Origin of the sequence: Pseudomonas sp. NPDC087626, assembly GCF_044743405.1 — a bacterium.
Lineage (GTDB): Bacteria > Pseudomonadota > Gammaproteobacteria > Pseudomonadales > Pseudomonadaceae > Aquipseudomonas.
Genome location: NZ_JBIUWJ010000024.1, coordinates 64,639 through 85,138, shown reverse-complemented (window position 1 = coordinate 85,138; position 20,500 = coordinate 64,639). Strand labels below are relative to the sequence as shown.

The window sequence follows — 20,500 nt, the reverse complement described above, 5'->3', positions numbered from 1 at the left end:
CGCCCTTTAGCTGTTTCTCGCCTTGGTGCGGGGACACATTATTTCCAGGCGCACGTCGCCTGCATGCAGACTAAAGAGGCTAGACCCCTGTGGCATTGACGATTCTTGGCCTGTCCGGCGCCCTTAGCCATGATCCTTCCGCAGCGCTGTACATCGACGGCAAGCTGGTCGCGGCTGCTGAAGAAGAGCGCTTCGTACGCGATAAACATGCAAAGAACCGCATGCCTTACGAATCGGCGAAGTTCTGCTTGGAACAGGCCGGTATCAAACCTTCAGACGTTGACGTAGTCGCGATCCCGTTCGCCCCGATCAGCCTGTTCGGCAAGGCCCGCTGGCAGTACGCCAAGCGTTACTGGTACGCCCCGGATCGCGCACTTGACGCGATCCTGATGGGCAACCGTCGCTACAAGCGCTATCGCAACAAGATCGTCTGGTGCCTGGAGCAACTGGGCTTCGATCCGAAGAAAATCAAGATCGAGCCGGTCGAGCACCACTTGGCCCACGCCTCCAGCGCTTATCACTGCTCCGGTTTCAAAGAGAAAACCGCGATCCTGGGTATCGACGGCAAGGGCGAGTACGCCACGACCTTCTTCGGTTACGGCGAAAACGGCAAGATCCACAAGATCAAGGAATTCTTCGATCCGGACTCCCTCGGCGGCCTGTATGGCGCGATCACCGAGTTTCTCGGCTTCGACATGCTCGACGGTGAGTTCAAGGTCATGGGCATGGCGCCGTACGGTGACGCCAGCAAATACGATTTCTCGCGCCTGGCTTCGTTCGAAAACGGTGAGTTGGTGATCAACACCGACTACGCCAACGTCATCGGCCTGCGTCGCTATAAAGAGAAGGGCAAGGGTTACTACTTCTCGCCGAAGCTGATCGAGTGGCTGGGTCCCAAGCGCGAAGGTGACATCGCCGACGAGCCTTACATCCACTACGCCGCCAGCATTCAAGCGCTGTTCGAAAAAATTTCGCTGCAGATGATCGACCACTACCTGGGCGACGTGCTCAAGGAAACCGGCAAGCTGGCCTACGCCGGTGGCTGTGCGTTGAACGTCAAGCTGAACCAGAAAATCATCGCCCGCGACGACGTCAAAGAGCTGTTTGTGCAGCCTGCATCCGGCGATGCCGGCACCGCAGTCGGCGCCGCTGCCTATGTGTCCCACGCCCGTGGCGTACCGGTCGAGAAGATGGAACACGTCTACCTCGGCCCCTCGTACAGCAACGAAGACGTGATCGCCGCGTGTGCCCGTCACCCGAGCAAGCCTGCTTGGCGCAAGCTTGAGAACATGCCGGAAAACATCGCCAAGATCATGGTCGATGGCAACCCGGTAGCCTGGTTCCAAGGGCGCATGGAGTTCGGTCCGCGTGCCCTTGGTGGTCGTTCGATCATCGGTTGCCCGAGCGCCGTTGGCGTGGCTGACCGGATCAACCACCAGATCAAGTTTCGCGAGCGCTGGAGGCCTTTCTGCCCGTCGATGCTCGACACCGTGGCGCCGCAGATGATCAAGATCGATCACCCGGCCCCCTTCATGACCTTCACCTTCGAAGTGGCTGAAGAGTGGAAGACCCGCGTGCCGGAAGTCGTCCATGAAGACGGCACCTCCCGAGCCCAGGTGCTCAAGCGTGAGTACAACCCACGCTACTACGACATGATGAAAGCCCTGGAAGTGCTGACCGGCAACGGTGTGTCGCTCAATACCTCGCTCAACCGTCGTGGCGAACCGATGATCTGCTCGCCGACCGACGCGCTGAACATGTTCTTCGGTTCCGATCTACAGTATTTGATCATGGAAGACATTCTAGTGGTCAAAGACGGCGCGGACGCTTATGACACGCTCGGCTGAGCGCCATGTCCTGCAGTTCTGTCACGGCTATGACGGGCCGTTCCTGGACTGCGCCCGGCAGTACGCCAGCCTGTTTGCGGGCTCCGGTTATCGTGTGACCACGGTGTTCCTCACCGGGGTGGCCGATGCCGAAGTCGCAGCCGGCTGCGCGTCTGACGAAGTGCTGTTCATGGAATACAGCTCCAAGGCCATTCGTGGCCTGAAGCTGGGCGCGATTGCCGATCTGCGCAAGATCGCCCAGTCGCGCCAGTTCAGTTTCTGTATCGCCCACCGGTTCAAGCCGATCTACATCGCCTTGCTCGCCACGGCGCTGCCGGTGATTGGCGTGCACCACGCCTTTGGTGACTACCAGCGGCGTACGCGCAAGCTGTTTGCGCAGATTTTCCGCAAGCGTCTGAGCCTGCTCGGGGTCTCTGACGCGGTGCGCGACGACATGCGCCGCTGCCTGCCGAAATGGCCGGCAGCACGCATTCAAACGCTCTACAACCGTATCGATGTCGACGCCTTGCAGGCCAGCCAGCTGTCCTTCGCCCAGGCGCGGGAAGAGTTGGGCCTGTCGCCGGATGCCTGGGTGGTCGGCAACGTTGGCCGCCTGCACCCGGACAAGGACCAGGCCACGCTGCTCCACGGCTTTGCCCAGGCTTTGCCAGGCTTGCCGGTCGATAGCCAACTGGCGATTCTCGGCACCGGCCGCCTGGAGCAGGACCTCAAGGAACTGGCCCGCGAACTGGGGATCGGCGATCGCGTGTTGTTCCTCGGCCAAGTGCCTGAAGCGCGTCGCTACTTCCGCGCTTTTGATGTGTTTGCCTTGAGCTCCGACCATGAACCTTTTGGCATGGTGCTACTCGAAGCCATGGCGGCCGGCGTGCCGTTGTTGGCCACGGCGTGTGGCGGGGCCAAGGAAGTGGTCGAAGGCGTCGGAATCCTGTTTCCTCTGGGCGACGCCGAACACCTGGCGCAAGGGCTGCAACACCTGGCCCGGATGGACCAGCGGGAGCGCCAGTTGTGCGCCGAGCTGATGCTCGAGCGCCTGCGCCAGCAATTTTCCGATCGCGCGGTACGCGAGGCGTTCTGGCGTCTGCCGCCTGTCATTGATCTGACGACGAGGGCTTGATGCTCAACCGATTCCAAGGCTGGCGCGAACGCGGCTGGTCCGTTGTCGACGCGTCGACCTATAGCGACGCCTGGCAACGTTGGGGGGGCAGCGTCGCGACTCACCCGCTGGTGGTCGAGCGCCTGGCTGACCTGGCCGGTATTCCCGTACGTTACCTGGCCTGGGAGCAGGGCGGCGAGCTGCAGGCGGCGATCCCGACCTGGGGCCGCGACCTGGCCTTGTCCAAGGATGTGCTCAAGCGTCATGGCAAGAAAGGTCTGTTTGACCTCGGCAATGCCGAGTTGATTCTGCCGGCCGCCCCCGATGCCCAGGCCGTGCTGCGCCATCGTGCCCGCTACTTGTCGGCGCTCAATGAAGGTCGTTTCACCGGCCTCAGGCTGCAAGCCGAGCAATTGGCGATGGCACGCACACCCGAAGAACTGTCGAAGAAATTTCGCTACAACCAGCGCCGTGAACTGCGCTTGCTGGAAGAAGCGGGCGGCGTGGTGCGATCGGTCAGCGAGTTTTCCAGCAGCGAACTGGCCGCTATCTACTGCGATCTGTTCCAGCGCCGCTGGGGTTTCCCAGCCACGGGTGCGGCGCGCATGAGCGAGGTGCTGGAGTTGCTGCGCGAGTTGTTGATCGGTTCGGTGATCTTCCTCAACGATGCGCCGATTGCGATCCAGCTGGTGTACCGGGTGCAAGCGCCGCAGTGGATCAGCGTCGAGTACATCAATGGCGGGGTCGACCCCGAGACCCGTGAGTTCAGCCCCGGTAGCGTGCTGAGCTTTCTCAACACACAAAGTGCCTGGGAGCAGGCGCGGGCAGTCGACAAGCCGTTGCGCTTTTCGTTTGGTCGCGCAGATCGTGAATACAAGGACCGTTGGTGCAATCCCGTGCCCGTCTTCACTGTATGAGCCAGCCCATGAGTCGCAAGCAGCAACTGCTCAAGCGTCATCGACGCAACAAACGCATCGGCCTGTTGATCACTCTGGTGCTGTTGGTCGGCATCGGCGTGCTGCTGGCCTGGTGGGTGCCGCTGGTGCTGGCGGTGCTGGCCTGGGTCGCCCACGAGGCCTGGTTCGCCGACCATTTGTTTTATTCGCCCAAGGACGATTACGTCTACAGCTTCCCGCCGTACACCCCGCAGCCCAAGGTTCGCCTGGACGGGGACCGGCTGTTGCTGGATGAGGGCGTGATCCTGGCGGACGACACCACGCTGGTCCTGGCCGTGCAGGTCAAGAGCACCTGGCTGGGGCGCTTTTTCGACCCGGTGGTCGAGCTGGCTGGCGGTGATCAGCCGGATCGGCAAGTCTTCGAGCGCGGGGTCAGTGGCCTGCGTTACCTCAACCTCAGTGGCCAGGCGCAGGTTCTGTCTGCCGGTCAGTTGCGCTTGCGTGGGCATTTCTGCCGGCTGGCCGGGGAGCCGCTGCTGTGGTCGATCGAACAACCGGACTACCGCCAGCAGCGGGTCATGGTGATTGCGCCCCATGCCGATGATGCCGAACTCGCCGCATTCGGCCTGTACAGCCAGGCTGCCGAGACCTGGATCGTTACCCTGACGGCCGGTGAAATCGAAGCCGAACATTATCAGGCGATGGGCCTGGACAAGGTCCAGGCATCGCGGCTCAAGGGCCGTCTGCGCGCCTGGGACAGTATTACGGTGCCCCGTTGGGCCGGTGTGCCCGAGGCGCACTGCGTGCAGTTGGGGTATTTCTGCCTGCAGTTGCCTGCCATGCAGGCGGCACCGCAACAGCCGGTGGCCTCCCGCGAGGCCGAACTGGGCGATATCCGCGCCTTCCGCCGGTTCAACCCGTTTACCTTGCCGGGCGACCTCGACGGCCAGCCGACCTGGAACAATCTGCTGGCCGATCTGCGCGAAGTCCTGCTCAAGGCGCGCCCTGAGGTGATCGTCCTGCCCCACAGCTCGCTCGATCCCCACCCTGACCACATCTGTGCCCAGCAAGCGGTGCTGGAGGCGTTGCAGGGGCTTGAGTGGCAACCCTCGGTACTGCTCGGCTACGCTAATCACCTGCACGACAACGATCGCTGGCCCATGGGCGACTCCGGTGCCGGGATTGCCTTGCCGCCGGTGTTCGACGGGTCGCAGGTGCTGCAGCCGTATTGCCTGAGCCTGTCGCTCGAACAGCAGCGGGACAAGGCCATGGCGCTGGGCATGATGCATGACCTGCAGCCCCGCGCACCCTTCAAGCGGCGCTTGCGCCGTGGCTTGCAGCGCTGGCTGGCAGGGCGTCGGGGTTCGCCCTATGGCGAAAATGAGTTTTTCCGCAAGGCAGTGCGTCGCCACGAGCTGTTCTGGCGTTTGTAATTATGTATTGCGGGACATCTTTCTACTGAGATCGTGGGTTAATCTCTGCACTTTTTTTGGGCTGGCGGGCACTGCAAGGAAAACGATGAAGGTTCTATTTCTGGTGCAGAAAGAACAGCGGGCGATTCTCGACCGCTTGTATGAAGGCGTGGCCGATCATTGTGAATGCGACCTGCGGTGGCTCAGCAGTGACGAGCAGCGCAACCTGCGCCGCTACTTCCGTCGTGAAGTGGATGTGACGCGTTATGAGCGCATCGTGTTTTTCCTGCGGTTCAAGCAGGAAATCCGCCAGGCGAGTTTTATCCGCACCATCCCCAACCTGGTGATCCTCGAACACGACGCCTACCAGAACTACATTCCTTGCAAATACACCGGCAAGTTCAGTGCGCACTACCGCCGCCTGCCGTGGGCACGGGTCATCAGTTCCGGCTTCGTGGTCGCCGAGCGCTTGCGCCAGGAGGGCTTCGACGCGGTGTTCGTGCCCAAGGGCTATGACCAGAGCCTGTTGCAGGATCAGGGCCGGGAGCGCGATATCGAGCTGGCCTTCGTCGGCAGTACCAACAGCGTTGCCTACAGTGGGCGCAAGGCATTGCTCGACGAGTTGGCCAGTGTCGAACCGCTGGTGGTGACTCGCACCAAGTCCGGTGACGAGTATCGCGATACGCTCAACCGGATCCGCTTTTTCGTCAGTGCCGATGTCGGCATGGGCGAGTTCATGATCAAGAATTTCGAAGCCATGGCCTGCGGCTGCGTGCTCCTGGCCTTCGACCAGGGCGAGGCCGAGAGCCGCGCGCTGGGCCTGCAGGACATGCACAACATCGTGTTCTATCGTGACATTGCACAGTTGCAGGAAAAGCTTGCGCTGCTGCGTGCCGATCCTGGGCTGGCAGCCAGCATTGCCCGCAATGGCCGGGACCTGGCCGTCAGCCAGTTCAGTTTTGCGCGGGTCGGCCAGCGGATCGTCGAAGAGCTCCAGCCCCCGCTAAGACCGCGCGCGGCCTTGAGCCTGGTCGAACGAATTCGCCTGAAGTTGGGTATTTGACCGGGTATTCCAAGCGTTTGAGAGCATTTGAAACTATAACTGGCAATGACCAGGCACTGTTGGGGTCCAACAGTGCCTCAAGCCGATGTGGAAAAGGGTGCCCCGCTCGATGAGTATCCTCAATGTCATGTGGTCCGGTGGCTCAGCCTTTGCCTCCATCCACAAGGTTCATCGGCAGATTCTGAGCCAGGTGGATCCGACCATCACGGTCAATACCTGGCTGCTGTGCGGCGATAAGCAAGGCTGTGCCGCCGATATCGGGCAAACCCGGGAATGGCACTTGTCCTCCAGCCGGCTCAAGGGCAAACACGTCTGGAAACTGCTGCAGAGCAGGATGCGCGCGCACTTCCACCGCGCCCTCAAGGACACGGATACACAAGTGGTGTTGCTCGATGGCTTGGGCACTGCTCGCGCCTTGTTGCCGGTCCTGGAAAAACTGCCGTCGCTGCGTGCGGTGGTGCTGTTTCACGGGGAAACCCGGATCAGGGCCGCCGACCGTCAGTTGTTGGCGGGGTTCGATTCCTCCCGGTTGACCCTGGCGGCGGTTTCCCAAACCCTTGCTGAGTCATTGTCCAGCGCTCTGCATTTGCCGGTCATCACGTTGCGCAGTGCGCTTGACCCTGTCGACTTTCGCTCCCGCCTGCTGTCTCGCGAACAGGCCCGAACCCGTCTGCACCTGCCCACCGATGACACTCCGGTGGTGGGCGCAGTGGGGCGTCTGGTGGGTAACAAGGGATTTGCCTGCTTGATTGAGGCGTTTGCCATGGCGCTGATCGAGCGTCCGCGCCTGCACCTGGTGATTGTCGGTGAAGGGCATGCACGCGCCGCCCTGCAGGAGCGGATCAACCAGCTCGGCCTGCAGGGGAATGTCTCGCTGCCTGGGCACCTGGACGATGTGGCAAGGCTGTATCGAGCATTCGACTGGGTGGCGATCCCGTCGCTGGAAGAAGGCCTGGGCCTGATTCTGCAGGAGGCAGTACTGGCCGGTGTGCCAGTGTTGAGCAGCGAGCTTGCGGTGTTCCGCGAGCAGTTGGCAGAGGCGGGGTGGTACGCCGCGACAGAAGACACTCAAGCCTGGAGCGAGGCGCTGATCAAGACGTTCAGCGTCGCTCCCGAGCAGATTGCCCAGGCTCAATCGGCGGTACTGTGCCCGGACCGCGGGTGGCTGGAATTCAGCCAGGCAGCCCGGACCCTGTTGTCATGCCGGCAGTAGGGATTGCTCGAGAGTGTGCATTGGAAAGCTCTCGTTCAGCTTCTCGCGCTCAATATAGCGCGCGAAGTGTTGCAGGTTGCGCTTGACTAGATGCGGTGGCAGCGGCCCGCGGGTGAAGCGCATGTCGGCGACATCAATCAGGCCATACTGATTGTCGGGCGTCACCACGATGTTGCCCAGGTGCAGCGAGCGGAAGTAGACCCCGGCGCTGTGCAACTGGCGAATGAACAGGGTCAATGCGGGTAATGCCTGTTGCCAGTCGAAGCCTGCCTTGGCTGCAATCTGGCGCAAGGTTTCGCCAGGCAAGGGGCGGTAGAGGACTGCCGTCATGCCGGGCGTTTCCAGTTGATGGAATTTCAGCGTCTGCAGGGTCGGGATGCCGAGTTTTTCGAGCTGGGCGGCGTTCTCGATAAAGCGTTTCGAGTACGGGCGAAACAGGGCCGACGAGAGCAGTCGCTTGCGCCGGAACAGCTTGAGAATGTTGCCGTCCGGCAAAAGGAATACTTTCGGGCCGAAGCTGTCGGCTTCTAGTACTCTGGCGCCTTCAACCATTTGAGTTAAAGCGGCGTGTGGAAGCCGGAAGCATTGCATGTAGGAAGCCTTGTAGAAAAATGGGGCGTATGTGCGATCAATGATGCCGAAAAGTTGTTGTTTTAACCATGCCGTGTTGGCACTTGGATTTTTCAGCGGGAGCGGGTAGATGCAGGAAACGCGTTGGGCGCAGGTTTGGATGGCGACAGGTCTTCTATGGTTTTTGCTCGCTATCGCGTTCGCTCCAACCAACAAGATTTACCAGCAAGGGTTGGTCGCGTTTCTCTGGTTGCCGACCCTGTTTCTGGCCTGGTCGGCACGGGCTCGACTGGCTGAGTTGTGGCAAGCGCAGCGGGTGCTGTGCCTGGCGGTCCTGGCGCTGGGAGCCTGGGCGTTGCTGACCCTGCTCTGGACCCAGGATCCCGAACCTTCGCGCGGTGCCAAGCGCGCGCTGTACGTCATCGTCTTCCTGCTGTTTTTCCCGGTACTTGCCAATACCCGCCCCGAGCGGGTGATTCGCATCATGCAGTGGGGCGGCCTGGGGCTGGCCTTGACGGCGGTGCTGGCGGCCATCAAGTTCTACCTGGTCGACGATAACCTGTGGACCGCGCGCCTGGTTGGCCTGGGCCAGTTGGCTCATCCGATCCTGGGTGGTTATGTGCTGGGCCTGGCAGCTGTCTGGCTGGCGCACTGGATCCCGCAGGAGCGCTGGAAACAGGCGGTCTGGGTGGTGGCGCTGGCATTCCTGTGCGGGTTTGTCGTGCTGTCCCAGAGCCGGGGCGCGGCACTGGCGCTGTTGCTGACGTTCGTCAGCATGCCGATCTGGAGTCGCGACCGCCACAGCCGTCTGATCGCCGTCGGCGCACTGACGATGGCGATGTTCGCATTCTGGCTGCTGGAGCCTTTGGTGATGGCCCGGGGCGCCTCATTCCGCCCGCAAATCCTGATGGCCAGCCTGGACATGATTGCCCAGCACCCGTGGCGTGGCCTGGGCCTGGGTTCGGCCTACTCGGTGTTTACCGAAGGCCATGAGTTCGATCACGCCCACAACCTGTTTACCCATATCACCATCGAATTGGGGCTGCCCGGGCTGCTGCTCTGGTGTGTGGTCTGGTTTGCCGTGCTGCGCGAGGCGTGGCGGGCACGTGATACGGTGTACGGCCGTGGCATCATCGGGATCTGGATGTTCTCGTTCCTGGCCATGCAATTCGACGCGGCGAGCATCAGTGGTTCGCCGCGTGCCGAGTGGTTCATCAGTTGGTTGCCGGTGGGCCTGGCCAGCGTTTTGGTATGGACACAGGCCAAGTTCCAAGCCTGTGATAAAATTCCGCGTTCTACCTAAGAAGTGAGCTCTACGATGAGTGCAGCACCGCCCAATGCGGAACAGGATTCAAGCCTGAAAATCTATTTTCGACTGCTGGGGTATGTAAAACCCTACGTAGGCATTTTCCTGTTGAGTATCCTGGGCTTTGTGATATTTGCCTCCACTCAACCGATGCTGGCCGGGATTCTCAAGTACTTCGTCGATGGCTTGAGCAACCCCGAAGCCGTGCTCTTCCCCAATGTGCCGTTCCTCCAGGACCTGCAGTTGCTGGTGGCCGTGCCCCTGCTGATCATTCTGATCGCGGCGTGGCAGGGACTGGGTTCGTTCCTGAGTAACTACTACCTGGCCAAGGTTTCCCTGGGCCTGGTGCATGACCTGCGGGTGGAGCTGTTCAACAAGCTGCTGGTATTGCCTAACCGCTATTTTGATACCCATAACTCCGGGCATCTGATTTCCCGCATTACCTTCAACGTGACCATGGTCACCGGGGCGGCGACCGACGCCATCAAGGTGGTGATTCGTGAAGGCCTGACAGTGATTTTCCTGTTTGCCTACCTGTTGTGGATGAACTGGAAACTGACCCTGGTGATGCTGGCGATCCTGCCGATCATTTCCTTCATGGTCGGCAACACCAGCAAGAAATTCCGCAAGCAGAGCAAAAAAATCCAGGTGGCCATGGGGGACGTGACCCATGTCGCTTCCGAAACCATTCAAGGCTATCGCGTGGTCCGCAGCTTCGGTGGCGAAAGCTACGAAGAGCAGCGTTTTGCCCGGGCCAGCCAAAGCAATACTGACAAGCAGCTGCGCATGACCCGCACCAGCGCCATCTACACCCCGGCGCTGCAGTTGGTGATCTATACCGCCATGGCCTCGCTGATGTTCCTGGTGCTGTTCCTGCGCGGTGATGCCACCGCCGGTGATCTGGTGGCCTACATCACCGCTGCCGGTTTGTTGCCCAAGCCAATCCGCCAGCTGTCTGAAGTCAGCTCGACCATCCAGAAGGGTGTCGCCGGTGCTGAAAGCATCTTCGAGCAACTGGACGTCGAGCCGGAAGTCGACAGCGGCACAGTCGAGCGCGAGCGCATCAGCGGTCGCCTGGATGTGCACAACCTGAGCTTCACCTACCCGGGTACCGATCGGGAAGTATTGAAAAACATCAGCTTCAGCGCAGCCCCCGGGCAGATGATCGCGCTGGTGGGGCGTTCGGGCAGCGGCAAATCGACACTGGCTAGCCTGATTCCACGTTTCTACCATCACGAAAGCGGCAAGATCCTGCTCGATGAGGTCGAGATCGAAGACTATCGCCTGCGTAACCTGCGCAAGCACGTGTCCCAGGTCACTCAGCATGTGACCTTGTTCAACGATACGGTCGCCAACAACATTGCCTATGGCGACCTGGCCGGCGCGCCTCGCGAGGACATCGAGAAGGCCGCTGAAGACGCCTATGCCATGGACTTCATTTCCCAGTTGCCGCAGGGCCTGGACACTGAGGTCGGGGAAAACGGCGTGCTGCTGTCAGGTGGTCAGCGCCAGCGCCTGGCCATTGCCCGCGCCCTGTTGAAGAACGCGCCATTGCTGATCCTCGATGAGGCGACTTCCGCCCTCGATACCGAGTCCGAGCGCCATATTCAGGCAGCCCTGGATAAAGTCATGAAGGGCCGCACCACCCTGGTGATTGCCCACCGGTTGTCGACCATCGAGAAAGCCGACCTGATCCTGGTCATGGATCACGGCGAAATCGTCGAACGCGGTACCCACACCCAGTTGCTGGCCCAGGGCGGGTACTATTCGCGCCTGCACGCCATGGGCCTGGATGAGCCGACTCCGGCCGGTATTGCCTGATAACGACAGAGGGGTGAGCCTGGCTCACCCCTCTATTTGTCTGAATTGTTTAAAAAATAAACAATTTCACAGTCTGCATCACAGCCGATGAAGCTCTCGAACTAGCCAGCGTTCACCCTGTGCTAATATCGCGCCCCTGTTCATTTTGTATGTGGGTTGCACCATGAAGTTGTCCATGCCGCGATTCGATCAAGCCCCTGTCTTGGTGGTCGGCGATGTCATGCTCGACCGTTATTGGCATGGTGGTACCTCACGGATTTCTCCTGAGGCACCGGTGCCGGTGGTCAAGGTCGAGCAAATCGAAGACCGCCCGGGCGGTGCCGCTAACGTTGCGTTGAACATTGCTGCGCTCGGCGCGCCAGCGTCCCTGGTCGGCGTGACCGGTGACGACGAAGCTGCCGACAGCCTGACCAACAGCCTCAAGGGCGCTGGCGTGCGGGCGTTGTTCCAGCGCATCGCCCACCAGCCGACCATCGTCAAGCTGCGGGTCATGAGTCGTCACCAGCAACTGCTGCGTATCGATTTCGAGGAACCCTTCGCCACCGACGCCCTGGCGCTCGGCGCCGAGGTCGATAATCTGCTCGAAGGCATCAAGGTGCTGGTGCTGTCCGACTACGGCAAGGGCGCCTTGAAGAACCACCAGGTGCTGATCCAGGCGGCTCGTGCCCGTGGCATTCCGGTGCTGGCCGACCCCAAGGGCAAGGACTTCTCGATCTATCGCGGCGCCAGCCTGATCACCCCTAACCTCAGCGAGTTCGAAACCATTGTCGGCGGTTGCGTCGATGAGCACGACCTGGTGAGCAAGGGTGCCAAGCTGATGCACGACCTGGATCTCGGCGCGTTGCTGGTGACCCGTGGCGAGCACGGCATGACCTTGTTGCGTCCCGATCATCCGGCGCTGCACCTACCGGCGCGTGCCCGCGAGGTATTCGACGTGACGGGTGCCGGCGATACGGTGATTTCGACCTTGGCGGCGGCGATCGCGGCTGGCGAAGAACTACCCCACGCAGTGGCACTGGCCAACCTGGCGGCGGGCATTGTGGTCGGCAAGCTGGGTACGGCGGCCATCAGTGCTCCGGAATTGCGTCGGGCGATTCAGCGTGAAGAAGGCTCGGAGCGCGGCGTACTGGGGCTCGAGCAACTGTTGCTGGCCGTCGACGATGCGCGTGCGCACAACGAGTCGATCGTCTTTACCAACGGTTGCTTCGATATTCTCCATGCGGGTCACGTGACCTACCTGGAGCAGGCGCGGGCCCAGGGCGATCGCTTGATCGTCGCGGTCAACGACGACGCTTCGGTGAGCCGCTTGAAAGGCCCTGGCCGACCGATCAACAGCGTTGATCGGCGGATGGCCGTACTGGCGGGCCTGGGCGCGGTGGACTGGGTGATCAGCTTCCCTGAAGGCACCCCGGAAAACCTGCTGACCCAAGTCAAGCCGGACGTGCTGGTCAAGGGTGGCGACTACGGGATCGACCAGGTCGTCGGCGCCGATATCGTCAGCGCCTATGGCGGCACGGTGAAGGTGTTGGGGCTGGTGGAAAACAGCTCGACTACCGCGATCGTCGAGAAGATCCGCAAGACCGAGTAAGGCTGAGCCGGTGCGAGGGCTTGCTCCCTCGCCACCGCCCGCGTTTAGCGGGTCGCCTTGCGCGGCACGATTTTCTTCAGCAGTTGCCTGGCCTTGCCGGTCAGGCGGCTCAAGCCTGACGGCTTGCCTGGCTGGCTCAAGCCTTGTTGCTTGAGCCAGTCCTTCCATTTGATTCGTTCATCGCGTACCAGCCAGCCTTCCTGCCGGGCAAAACTCTCGGCCAGGTACAGACCACGCGTGCTCGCCGGGTACAACTGATCCTTTTTCAGGGTGTAGAGCTCGGGCAGCGGCTGACCATCCTTGAGGGGCATCAGGTACAGGTCCGGGCGCTTGCGATCCAGGCGGGCGACCAGTTGATCGCCTTCCAGGCGCTCGTCGACATGGAACAGGCTCAGGGACTTGGCTTCCTTGGGCACATCCAGGCGCAAATCGTAAATCAGTTGCAGCGACGCCGTGGGTAGGTGCACGTAGGCCCGTGGGCGCTCAATCAATTGCAGGTTGGCGCAGCGCACCGGGCGTGCCGCGCCCGACTCCGGGGTCAGGCGAAACGGCATGGCTTCGCGGTAATGCAGGGCGGTGGCATAGGGCGCTGGCAGCCAGGTGTCGTTGAACCGACCGCCGAGCCAGCCTTCCGGGGTTTCCAGCAGGCATTCTTCGGCGATCTCCTGAATCGCCGTGTGCAGCGGCAGATTCAGCTCGTGGGCCGGCACGTAACCGGAAATCAGCTTGAGCACCACATCGCCACGGTCCTGGCGGCGTTGGCGCACCAACACCCAATAGTCGCGATTCTGCCAATGCAGGGTCAGGCGCACTGACACGCCGAGGTTGGCCAGCTCCAGGGCAAAGTGTTCGGCATTGGCCACCGTGACCGGGCGTCGACGTTGCAGGGTCTGGGAGAAGTTGAGCGGCATCCCGACGCTCTGGTAGCTCAGGCCTTCGGGAGTCGCTTCGACGTATAACGGCAGGGTCTTGAAGTTGCTGGGGTTCTTTCTTATGAGCGTGCGCGGCATGTCGGCTCCTTCTTGCGTCGGGGTCGGCCGCCTCGGCGGCGGTTCAACGACTGGCTAGGACTTGAGCAACGGTCGCCACATTGTGGGCGAGGTGCAGCGGATTGATGGTCCCGACAATAGCACTGGCAACCCCGGGTTGGGCAAACAACAACTCGAAGCTGGCACGTACCGGGTCCACCCCCGGACTCAGGCACACGTGACCGCTGGCCAGGGCTTTTTTGACCAGGATCGCTTTGCCGTGTGCAGCAGCGTAGTCGATCACCGGCCGCTCGGCCTGTTCGTTGAGATTGTAGGTGACCATGGCGCAATCGCCCTGTTCCAGAGCCTTCAGGCCGCCTTCGACGGTTTTTCCGGAGAAGCCGAAACCGCGAATCTTGCCCTCGGCCTTGAGCGCGGCGAGGGTCTGGTAGACCTCACTGTCGTTGAGGATCGCCAGGTCGTTGCCGTCCGAGTGCACCAGCACCAGGTCAATAAAATCCGTTTCCAGACGTTGCAGGCTGCGCTCGATCGAGAAGCGGGTATGGGCGGCGCTGAAATCGTGGCGCGACTGGCCGTCGGCGAACTCTTCACCGACCTTGCTGACAATCACCCAGTCTTCGCGCTGGCCACGCAGCAGCGGGCCGAGGCGTTCTTCGCTGCGGCCATAGGCGGGGGCGGTGTCGATCAGGTTGATGCCCAGGTCGCGGGTCAGCTTGAGCAGCATGCGCGCTTCGTTGTCGTCCGGGATCTGGAAACCGTTGGGGTACTTCACCCCTTGATCGCGACCCAGCTTGACAGTGCCCAGGCCCAGTGGCGAAACCCGCAGGCCGGTGCTGCCCAGAGGGCGATGCAAATCGTGCAGAGTGGCCTGGCTCATGGCAGCAGTTGCTCCCAGGCCGGTACCGCCATGGGTGGTTTCGGCAGGTCGGGCAAGGGCGCCGGGTGGCTCGGCTGGATGCCGTCGCGCTGCAGGGCAGCGAGCACCCGGTCAGCAAAGTCCGGGGCCAGTGCCAGCTTGGTTGGCCAGCCCACCAGCAGGCGGTCCTGCTCGGCGAGGAAGGCGTTGTCGGGACGGCTCAGGCCCGACTGCTGCGGCTCGGCGCGATCGACGCGCAAGGTTGCCCACTGCGCCTGGCTGAGGTCGATCCAGGGCAGCAGTTGCCCGAGTTCTTTTTGCGCGGCGGCGATTTGCGCAGCGGGTTCGCGTGCTACACCTTCGGCTTCCGCAATATCACCGCCCAGGTACCAGACCCATTGACCATCGGCCGCCGGATGGGTGGTGACGGTGATGCGCGGTTTTGGCCCGCCGCCCAGGCAATGGGCGTACAGCGGCTTGAGGCTCGGGCCCTTGACCAGGATCATGTGCAGCGGCCGGCATTGCATGGCCGGCTGGCTGAGGCCCAGGGCGGCGAGCAGGTCGGCATTGCCGGCGCCGGCGCTGAGGACGATGCGTTGCGCGCGGATCTCCCGCTCGTCGACCCGCAGGCCGACCAACTGACCGTCTTCCAGCAACGGTTCGATCTGCTGTGCAGCCAGCAGGCCATCACCGGCCAGTTGCGCCAGGCGGCTGATCAGGCTGGGGACATCGACTACCAACTCGGCCAGGCGATAGACCTTGCCCTTGAAGCGTTTGTCTTGCAGGGCTGGCGGCAATTGCTCGCCCTTGACCTGGTCGACCCGTCCACGCACGGCCTTGCTGGCGAAGAAACTCGTGAGGTTGCCGGCCAGGGTGCCGGGGGACCACAGGTAATGGGCTTCGGAGAGCAGGCGTACACCGGACAGGTCCAGCTCGCCGTCACCGGCCAGGGCCTCGCGCCAGCGCCGCGGCATGTCGGCGATGGCTTCCGAGGCGCCTGTCAGGGCGCCATGCAGCGCGTACTTGGCGCCGCCATGGATGATTCCCTGGGATTTGACACTCTGCCCACCGCCGAGGCTGGCGCTCTCCACCAGCACGGTGGCAAACCCCTGGCGGCGCAGGCGTGCATTCAGCCAGAGCCCGGCAACCCCAGCGCCGACAATCAGTACGTCGGTGGAAATAACGGATGGCATGCGGCGACCTCAGTGTTTTTAAGCGAAGCCGCAAGTTTCAAGCTTCAAGCTTCAAGCTGCAAGCCAGAGCCGGAGAAATCCCCCTCTTGTAGCTGAAAGCTCGCCGCTTGCCGCTGCCCTCAGTGCCCGGCAGTTTTCGAGAACAGCTGGATCACCACCACCCCGAGCACGATCAGCGCCATGCCCAGCATGGCCGGAACATCGAGCTTCTGCCCGTAGATGAACAGCGCGGCGACGCTGACCATCACGATGCCCATGCCGGCCCACACTGCATACGCCACGCCGACGGGAACGCTGCGCACCACCAGGGTCAACATCCAGAAGGCGATGCCATAGCCGACGATCACCAGCACCAGTGGCAGGGGCGTGCTGAAGCCTTTGACCGCTTTCATCGAAACAGTGGCAATCACTTCGGCACAGATGGCGATGGCCAGGTAGTAGTAAGCGGTCATGGGTCAATCCTCGTATGAAGTGTTGCTTTCTGAGGTCGGCATTCTAGTGATTCCTTAGATGCGGTAAAGTCATTACCTATCTGATTTGAAGATGGGTTACAGCATGAGTATTCAGTGGAACCTGGAGCAGATGCAGTTGTTCGTCAGCGTCGCCGAGCAGCGCTCGTTTTCTGCCGTGGCCCGCGACCAGCGCAAGGCGCAGTCGGCTGTCAGCAGTTCGATAGCACTGCTGGAGGCGGACCTGGGTGTCAGCCTGTTCGAGCGTAGCAGCGGCCGCCAGCCACGGCTGACCGAGGCCGGCAGCGCCTTGCTGGAAGAGGCGCGGGAAGTGTTGCGCCAGTGCGAGCGCCTCAATGGCCGGGCGCAGGCCTTGATGCGTGGCCAGGAGGCGCGCCTGCGCCTGGCCCAGGACGAGGCGATGCCCTATCAGCCGGTGCTCGACAGCCTGGAGGCGCTGGCTGAGCAATTCCCCAGCCTGGAGGTGCAACTGGCCAGTGCCGCCCAGGGCGATGTCGCGCGCAAGCTGGTCCAGCGCCAGGCCGACCTGGGCCTGCTGTTTTATCACGAGCAGATCCCTGAAGCGCTGGAGCGGCGGGTGCTGGGCAGTGTCGAGATGGTCACCGTGTGTGGCGTGGGGCATCCGCTGGCAGCGGGTGGCCAGGTCAATTGCCAGCAAATGGCCCAGCACCGGCAACTGTTGATGGCCACCCATTCCAGCGTCTACCCCGGCAGTGAACAGGCCAGTCCGCAGGTCTGGCGCGCCGACAGCTTCTACGTGCTGGCGGAATGGCTGATGCGTGGCCTGGGCTGGGGTTGGTTGCCCCGGCACGTGGTGCAGTACCCCGCGTATCAGGGGCAGATGGTCGAACTGCTCAGCGAGTGGACGCCGCCGGCGCTGGTGGTGGAGCTGGTCTGGCGCCGCGATGAGACGCTGGGGCCGGCGGCGCGGTGGCTGGCCGAACGTTTTGCCGTGCAGTTGCAGGCGATTGCCTGAAAAAGTCGATAAACTCCGGCCCCATGAACAGAACCCTCTATACCGCATTGTTTTACCTGGGGCTGCCATTGGTGGCGATTCGACTGTGGCTGCGCTCGCGCAAGGCGCCGGCGTACGCCAAGCGTATCGGCGAGCGATTTTCCATCGGCCTGCCACCGATGGCGCCCGGCGGGATCTGGGTGCACGCGGTGTCGGTGGGCGAGAGCATCGCCGCGGCGCCGATGATTCGTGCGCTGCTGGAGCGTTATCCACAGCTGCCGATTACCGTCACCTGCATGACGCCGACCGGCTCGGAGCGAATCCAGGCGTTGTTCGCCAATCAACCGCGGATCCAGCACTGCTACCTGCCGTACGACTTGCCTTGTGCCGCCGCGCGTTTTCTCGACCGGGTCCAGCCCAAGCTGGCGGTGATCATGGAAACCGAGTTGTGGCCCAACCATATTCACCAATGCGCCAAGCGCGCGATTCCCGTGGCGCTGGCCAACGCCCGGCTCTCCGAACGCTCGGCCAAGGGCTACGGGCGTTTTCGCCAACTGACGCAGCCGATGCTCGCCGAAATGAGCCTGTTCGCTGTGCAGACCAATGCCGAAGCCGAGCGCTTCCGGGCGCTAGGGGCGCGGGCGGAAACGGTCGAGGTAACGGGTTCGATCAAGTTCGACCTGAGCATCGACCCGACCTTGCTGCAACGCGCCAGCGATCTGCGTGAGCAATGGCAGGCGAGCCAGCGACCGGTGTGGATCGCCGCGAGCACCCATGAGGGTGAGGACGAGGTAGTGCTGGCGGCTCATCGGCAGTTGCTCGCCAGCCACCCGGACGCGTTGCTGATTCTGGTGCCGCGTCACCCGGAGCGCTTCAACTCGGTGTTCGAGCTGTGCCAGCAGCAGGGTTTCAACACGGTCCGGCGCTCCAGCGGCGCGCCGGTCAACGCCGATACCGCGGTGCTGCTCGGCGACACCATGGGCGAACTGCTGTTTCTCTATGCCTTGGCGGACAGTGCGTTTGTCGGCGGCAGCCTGGTGCCGAACGGCGGGCATAACCTGCTGGAGCCGGCGGCATTGGCCAAGCCGGTACTCAGTGGCCCGCACCTGTTCAACTTCCTCGAGATCGCGGCGTTGATGCGCAATGCCAAGGCCCTGCAAGAGGTGGAGGACGCCCATGGGCTGGCGGTGGCGGTGCAGCGCCTGTTCGAACTGCCGCGCGATGCGCAGCAAATGGCCGAAGCGGGATTGACCGTGATGCGCGCCAACCAGGGCGCGTTGCAGCGGTTGCTGGATGGGTTGGGGCGGTTGCTCAAGGGTTGATCAATTTACACAACCTGTGGGAGCGAGCCTGCTCGCGATGACAGCTGCACATTGAAGACCAATGTTGACTGATCTACCGCTATCGCGAGCAAGCTCGCTCCTACAAGGGTTTGAGTGTCAGCTCAAGGTCGGGCTTTCAACTGTTCGGCCGCAGCCTTGGCCAGGTCCGGTGGCAGGAAGTCTTTGTCCGGGTTGTAGTCGGCCTTGAGGTAGCGCTTGAGGTCTTGCAGGTCGCCCGGGCTCAGGGTGCCGGCCGCCTGTTTCAGGCGCAGGTTGTCGAGGATGTAGTCGTAGCGGCTGTTGTTGTAGTTGCGCACCGAGGTGTACAGCTGGCGCTGGGCGTCGAGCACGTCGACGATATTGCGGGTCCCCACCTGATAACCGATTTCAGTGGCTTCCACCGCGCTCTGGTTGGAGATGATCGACTGGCGGCGCGCTTGCACCTGCTCGACATCGCTGTTCACCGCGCGGTGCAGGTTGCGGGTGTTCTCCACCACCTGGCGGCGCAGCGATTCACGTTGTTGCTCGCTCTGGTCCAGGCGTGCATACGACTCGCGGACCTGGGAGTTGATCAGGCCACCGCTGTAGATCGGAATATTCAGCTGCAGGCCGACGGTGGTCTGGGTCACGTCACCACTGTAGGGCGGAAAAGGAGGGTTCGGGTTGGCGAAGCCGAAGGCGTCGTTGTCACCCTTCTTGTACTGCGCCACGGCATCGAGGGTCGGGGCGTGCCCGGCCTTGCGTTGCTTGAGGGTCTCTTCGGCCGCGCTGACCGCGTAGTTGCTGGCCAGCAGGTTGAGGTTCTGCTGGGCTGCGGTGTCGACCCAGGCCTTGGCGTCATTGGGCGCCGGCGGCAGGATCGGCAAGGTGTGGACGATGCCCTGGATCGAGTTGTACTGCCGGTTGGTCAGGGTGATCAGGGCCTCGAACGCGTCGTCCACCTGTTGCTGGGCAAGGATCCGGTTGGCGCGGGCAGTGTCATAGCTGGCTTGCGACTGCAGCACGTCGGTCTTGTCCGAGAGGCCGACGTCGAAGCGCTCGTTGGACTGGTCCAACTGGCGCTTGAAGGCGGCTTCTTCGGCTTTGGTCGAGGCCAGGTTGTCCTGGGTGCGCAGCACGTTGAAGTAGGTCTGGGCGGTCTGCAGGATCAGGTCCTGCTCGGTGGCCGAGAGCTGCAACGCGGCTTGTTCGTTGACATCCTTGGCGGCCTGGAACTGGAACCAGCGGTCGGCGCGAAACAACGGCTGGGCCAGGGTTGCCTGGTAGAAATGCGCGTTGCGGTTGGCAATGGCCGCCGGGGTGTCGATGTCGGTGCGCACGTTGGCGATTTCCGCACCACCGGAGAGGTTCGGCAGCAGGCCGGCGCGCGACTGCGGCACGACTTCCTTTTGCGCGCCGTATTGGGCACGGGCCGCCGCGAGGTCGGCGTTGTTGTCGACTGCCTCCTGGTAGACGCTGACCAGGTCGGTCTTGGTCGACAGGGGCGTGTCTGCTGCCCAGGCCATTCCATTGGACGCACAAGACACGGCGAGAGCCAGTGAGAGTTTGCGCAGCATGAGGCGATCCCTAGAATTGAAAATGCGACAAGAAATAGAGCGCCAAGCTACGGCGCGGGCCCGTCAGCGTCAAGGCGTGGCATGGCGTAGCGAGTGTAGTTGTGGTGACCTGGGGCAACAATCCTGCAATTACGCCATTCATCACGCTGTTTAATCCGGGGTTGGCGTTCTTGGGTGGTTATGTCTAGACTGGCCGGGTTCTTGTCGGGGTGCCTTGCTATGAGGCTGAGATCGAATAATTTCGGATCCCGTTGAACCTGATCAGGTTAGCGCCTGCGTAGGGAACAAGATTTCTCGTCACCCGGCGAGTCCTCTTGTGCTTCGTCCGGGATATTGTTCGACAATCGAAC

At 62.2% G+C, this 20,500-nt stretch carries 17 protein-coding genes and 1 riboswitch; of the genes, 11 read left to right on the top strand and 6 right to left on the bottom strand.

Going from position 1 to position 20,500, the window contains the following annotated elements; all coding sequences use genetic code 11:
- The first annotated feature begins 89 nt into the window (after positions 1–89).
- From ACIOVD_RS19630 to ACIOVD_RS19605, 6 genes are all read left to right on the top strand, one after another.
- Entirely contained in the window at positions 90–1,847 is a 1,758-nt protein-coding gene (locus tag ACIOVD_RS19630; RefSeq protein ID WP_095169632.1) for a carbamoyltransferase, read from the top strand.
- The gene (locus tag ACIOVD_RS19625) at positions 1,831–2,961 is read left to right on the top strand and encodes a glycosyltransferase (protein WP_159993358.1); all 1,131 of its coding nucleotides are present in this window, start codon (positions 1,831–1,833) and stop codon (positions 2,959–2,961) included. The genes ACIOVD_RS19630 and ACIOVD_RS19625 overlap by 17 nt, the downstream gene beginning before the upstream one ends.
- The gene (locus ACIOVD_RS19620; protein WP_401129708.1) at positions 2,961–3,857 is read left to right on the top strand and encodes an antimicrobial resistance protein Mig-14; all 897 of its coding nucleotides are present in this window, start codon (positions 2,961–2,963) and stop codon (positions 3,855–3,857) included. The genes ACIOVD_RS19625 and ACIOVD_RS19620 overlap by 1 nt, the downstream gene beginning before the upstream one ends.
- Positions 3,858–3,865: 8 nt before the next feature.
- Entirely contained in the window at positions 3,866–5,269 is a 1,404-nt protein-coding gene (locus ACIOVD_RS19615) for a PIG-L deacetylase family protein (protein WP_401129706.1), read from the top strand.
- A gap of 85 nt (positions 5,270–5,354) precedes the next feature.
- Positions 5,355–6,311 carry a glycosyltransferase gene (locus ACIOVD_RS19610; protein WP_320333491.1) on the top strand — a complete coding sequence of 319 codons (957 nt, stop codon included), beginning with the start codon at positions 5,355–5,357 and terminating at the stop codon, positions 6,309–6,311.
- 109 nt (positions 6,312–6,420) lie between these two features.
- Positions 6,421–7,524 carry a glycosyltransferase gene (locus ACIOVD_RS19605; protein WP_401129703.1) on the top strand — a complete coding sequence of 368 codons (1,104 nt, stop codon included), beginning with the start codon at positions 6,421–6,423 and terminating at the stop codon, positions 7,522–7,524.
- On the opposite strand, the gene ACIOVD_RS19600 is transcribed toward ACIOVD_RS19605, so the two are convergent.
- Positions 7,510–8,115 (bottom strand): toluene tolerance protein, encoded by a 606-nt coding sequence (locus ACIOVD_RS19600; RefSeq protein ID WP_095169626.1) that lies wholly within the window; start codon positions 8,113–8,115, stop codon positions 7,510–7,512. The two genes, ACIOVD_RS19605 and ACIOVD_RS19600, sit on opposite strands and share 15 nt — an antisense overlap.
- Positions 8,116–8,224: 109 nt before the next feature.
- Here ACIOVD_RS19600 and ACIOVD_RS19595 point away from each other — a divergent pair, with 109 nt between their 5' ends.
- From ACIOVD_RS19595 to hldE, 3 genes are all read left to right on the top strand, one after another.
- Positions 8,225–9,397, top strand: coding sequence for an O-antigen ligase family protein (locus tag ACIOVD_RS19595; protein WP_095169625.1), 1,173 nt, complete (start codon positions 8,225–8,227; stop codon positions 9,395–9,397).
- A 15-nt stretch (positions 9,398–9,412) separates the two neighbouring features.
- Positions 9,413–11,221 carry a lipid A export permease/ATP-binding protein MsbA gene (gene msbA, locus ACIOVD_RS19590; RefSeq protein ID WP_095169624.1) on the top strand — a complete coding sequence of 603 codons (1,809 nt, stop codon included), beginning with the start codon at positions 9,413–9,415 and terminating at the stop codon, positions 11,219–11,221.
- 163 nt (positions 11,222–11,384) lie between these two features.
- Positions 11,385–12,809, top strand: coding sequence for a bifunctional D-glycero-beta-D-manno-heptose-7-phosphate kinase/D-glycero-beta-D-manno-heptose 1-phosphate adenylyltransferase HldE (gene hldE / locus ACIOVD_RS19585; protein WP_095169623.1), 1,425 nt, complete (start codon positions 11,385–11,387; stop codon positions 12,807–12,809).
- A 44-nt stretch (positions 12,810–12,853) separates the two neighbouring features.
- On the opposite strand, the gene ACIOVD_RS19580 is transcribed toward hldE, so the two are convergent.
- The 4 genes from ACIOVD_RS19580 to ACIOVD_RS19565 form a co-directional block, all read right to left on the bottom strand.
- Complete coding sequence (locus ACIOVD_RS19580; protein ID WP_095169622.1) at positions 12,854–13,819, bottom strand: metal ABC transporter ATPase; 966 nt, start codon at positions 13,817–13,819, stop codon at positions 12,854–12,856.
- A 43-nt stretch (positions 13,820–13,862) separates the two neighbouring features.
- A complete protein-coding gene (locus ACIOVD_RS19575) occupies positions 13,863–14,675 on the bottom strand; it encodes an aldo/keto reductase (protein WP_401129700.1) in 813 nt (270 codons plus the stop codon).
- Positions 14,672–15,847, bottom strand: coding sequence for an FAD-binding oxidoreductase (locus ACIOVD_RS19570; protein WP_159993382.1), 1,176 nt, complete (start codon positions 15,845–15,847; stop codon positions 14,672–14,674). The genes ACIOVD_RS19575 and ACIOVD_RS19570 overlap by 4 nt, the downstream gene beginning before the upstream one ends.
- 119 nt (positions 15,848–15,966) lie before the next feature.
- A complete protein-coding gene (locus ACIOVD_RS19565; RefSeq protein ID WP_015093202.1) occupies positions 15,967–16,299 on the bottom strand; it encodes a multidrug efflux SMR transporter in 333 nt (110 codons plus the stop codon).
- 103 nt (positions 16,300–16,402) lie between these two features.
- Here ACIOVD_RS19565 and ACIOVD_RS19560 point away from each other — a divergent pair, with 103 nt between their 5' ends.
- Both ACIOVD_RS19560 and waaA read left to right on the top strand, forming a co-directional pair.
- A complete protein-coding gene (locus tag ACIOVD_RS19560) occupies positions 16,403–17,293 on the top strand; it encodes a LysR family transcriptional regulator (RefSeq protein WP_401129697.1) in 891 nt (296 codons plus the stop codon).
- A 23-nt stretch (positions 17,294–17,316) separates the two neighbouring features.
- The gene (waaA, locus tag ACIOVD_RS19555) at positions 17,317–18,594 is read left to right on the top strand and encodes a lipid IV(A) 3-deoxy-D-manno-octulosonic acid transferase (RefSeq protein WP_401129695.1); all 1,278 of its coding nucleotides are present in this window, start codon (positions 17,317–17,319) and stop codon (positions 18,592–18,594) included.
- 122 nt (positions 18,595–18,716) lie between these two features.
- On the opposite strand, the gene ACIOVD_RS19550 is transcribed toward waaA, so the two are convergent.
- Positions 18,717–20,150, bottom strand: a complete 1,434-nt coding sequence (locus tag ACIOVD_RS19550; RefSeq protein ID WP_401129693.1) for a TolC family outer membrane protein — start codon at positions 20,148–20,150, stop codon at positions 18,717–18,719.
- A gap of 195 nt (positions 20,151–20,345) precedes the next feature.
- Positions 20,346–20,451, top strand: a riboswitch (TPP riboswitch).
- The last annotated feature ends 49 nt before the right edge of the window (positions 20,452–20,500 follow it).

What these genes read in the sequence shown, in the direction of transcription:
- ACIOVD_RS19625 (WP_159993358.1), top strand. Translation starts at nt 1,831, where the DNA reads ATGACACGCTCGGCTGAGCGCCATGTCCTGCAGTTCTGTCACGGCTAT.
- ACIOVD_RS19620 (WP_401129708.1), top strand. Translation starts at nt 2,961, where the DNA reads ATGCTCAACCGATTCCAAGGCTGGCGCGAACGCGGCTGGTCCGTTGTC.
- ACIOVD_RS19615 (WP_401129706.1), top strand. Translation starts at nt 3,866, where the DNA reads ATGAGTCGCAAGCAGCAACTGCTCAAGCGTCATCGACGCAACAAACGC.
- ACIOVD_RS19610 (WP_320333491.1), top strand. Translation starts at nt 5,355, where the DNA reads ATGAAGGTTCTATTTCTGGTGCAGAAAGAACAGCGGGCGATTCTCGAC.
- ACIOVD_RS19605 (WP_401129703.1), top strand. Translation starts at nt 6,421, where the DNA reads ATGAGTATCCTCAATGTCATGTGGTCCGGTGGCTCAGCCTTTGCCTCC.
- ACIOVD_RS19600 (WP_095169626.1), bottom strand. Translation starts at nt 8,115, where the DNA reads ATGCAATGCTTCCGGCTTCCACACGCCGCTTTAACTCAAATGGTTGAA.
- ACIOVD_RS19595 (WP_095169625.1), top strand. Translation starts at nt 8,225, where the DNA reads ATGCAGGAAACGCGTTGGGCGCAGGTTTGGATGGCGACAGGTCTTCTA.
- msbA (WP_095169624.1), top strand. Translation starts at nt 9,413, where the DNA reads ATGAGTGCAGCACCGCCCAATGCGGAACAGGATTCAAGCCTGAAAATC.
- hldE (WP_095169623.1), top strand. Translation starts at nt 11,385, where the DNA reads ATGAAGTTGTCCATGCCGCGATTCGATCAAGCCCCTGTCTTGGTGGTC.
- ACIOVD_RS19580 (WP_095169622.1), bottom strand. Translation starts at nt 13,819, where the DNA reads ATGCCGCGCACGCTCATAAGAAAGAACCCCAGCAACTTCAAGACCCTG.
- ACIOVD_RS19575 (WP_401129700.1), bottom strand. Translation starts at nt 14,675, where the DNA reads ATGAGCCAGGCCACTCTGCACGATTTGCATCGCCCTCTGGGCAGCACC.
- ACIOVD_RS19570 (WP_159993382.1), bottom strand. Translation starts at nt 15,847, where the DNA reads ATGCCATCCGTTATTTCCACCGACGTACTGATTGTCGGCGCTGGGGTT.
- ACIOVD_RS19565 (WP_015093202.1), bottom strand. Translation starts at nt 16,299, where the DNA reads ATGACCGCTTACTACTACCTGGCCATCGCCATCTGTGCCGAAGTGATT.
- ACIOVD_RS19560 (WP_401129697.1), top strand. Translation starts at nt 16,403, where the DNA reads ATGAGTATTCAGTGGAACCTGGAGCAGATGCAGTTGTTCGTCAGCGTC.
- waaA (WP_401129695.1), top strand. Translation starts at nt 17,317, where the DNA reads ATGAACAGAACCCTCTATACCGCATTGTTTTACCTGGGGCTGCCATTG.
- ACIOVD_RS19550 (WP_401129693.1), bottom strand. Translation starts at nt 20,150, where the DNA reads ATGCTGCGCAAACTCTCACTGGCTCTCGCCGTGTCTTGTGCGTCCAAT.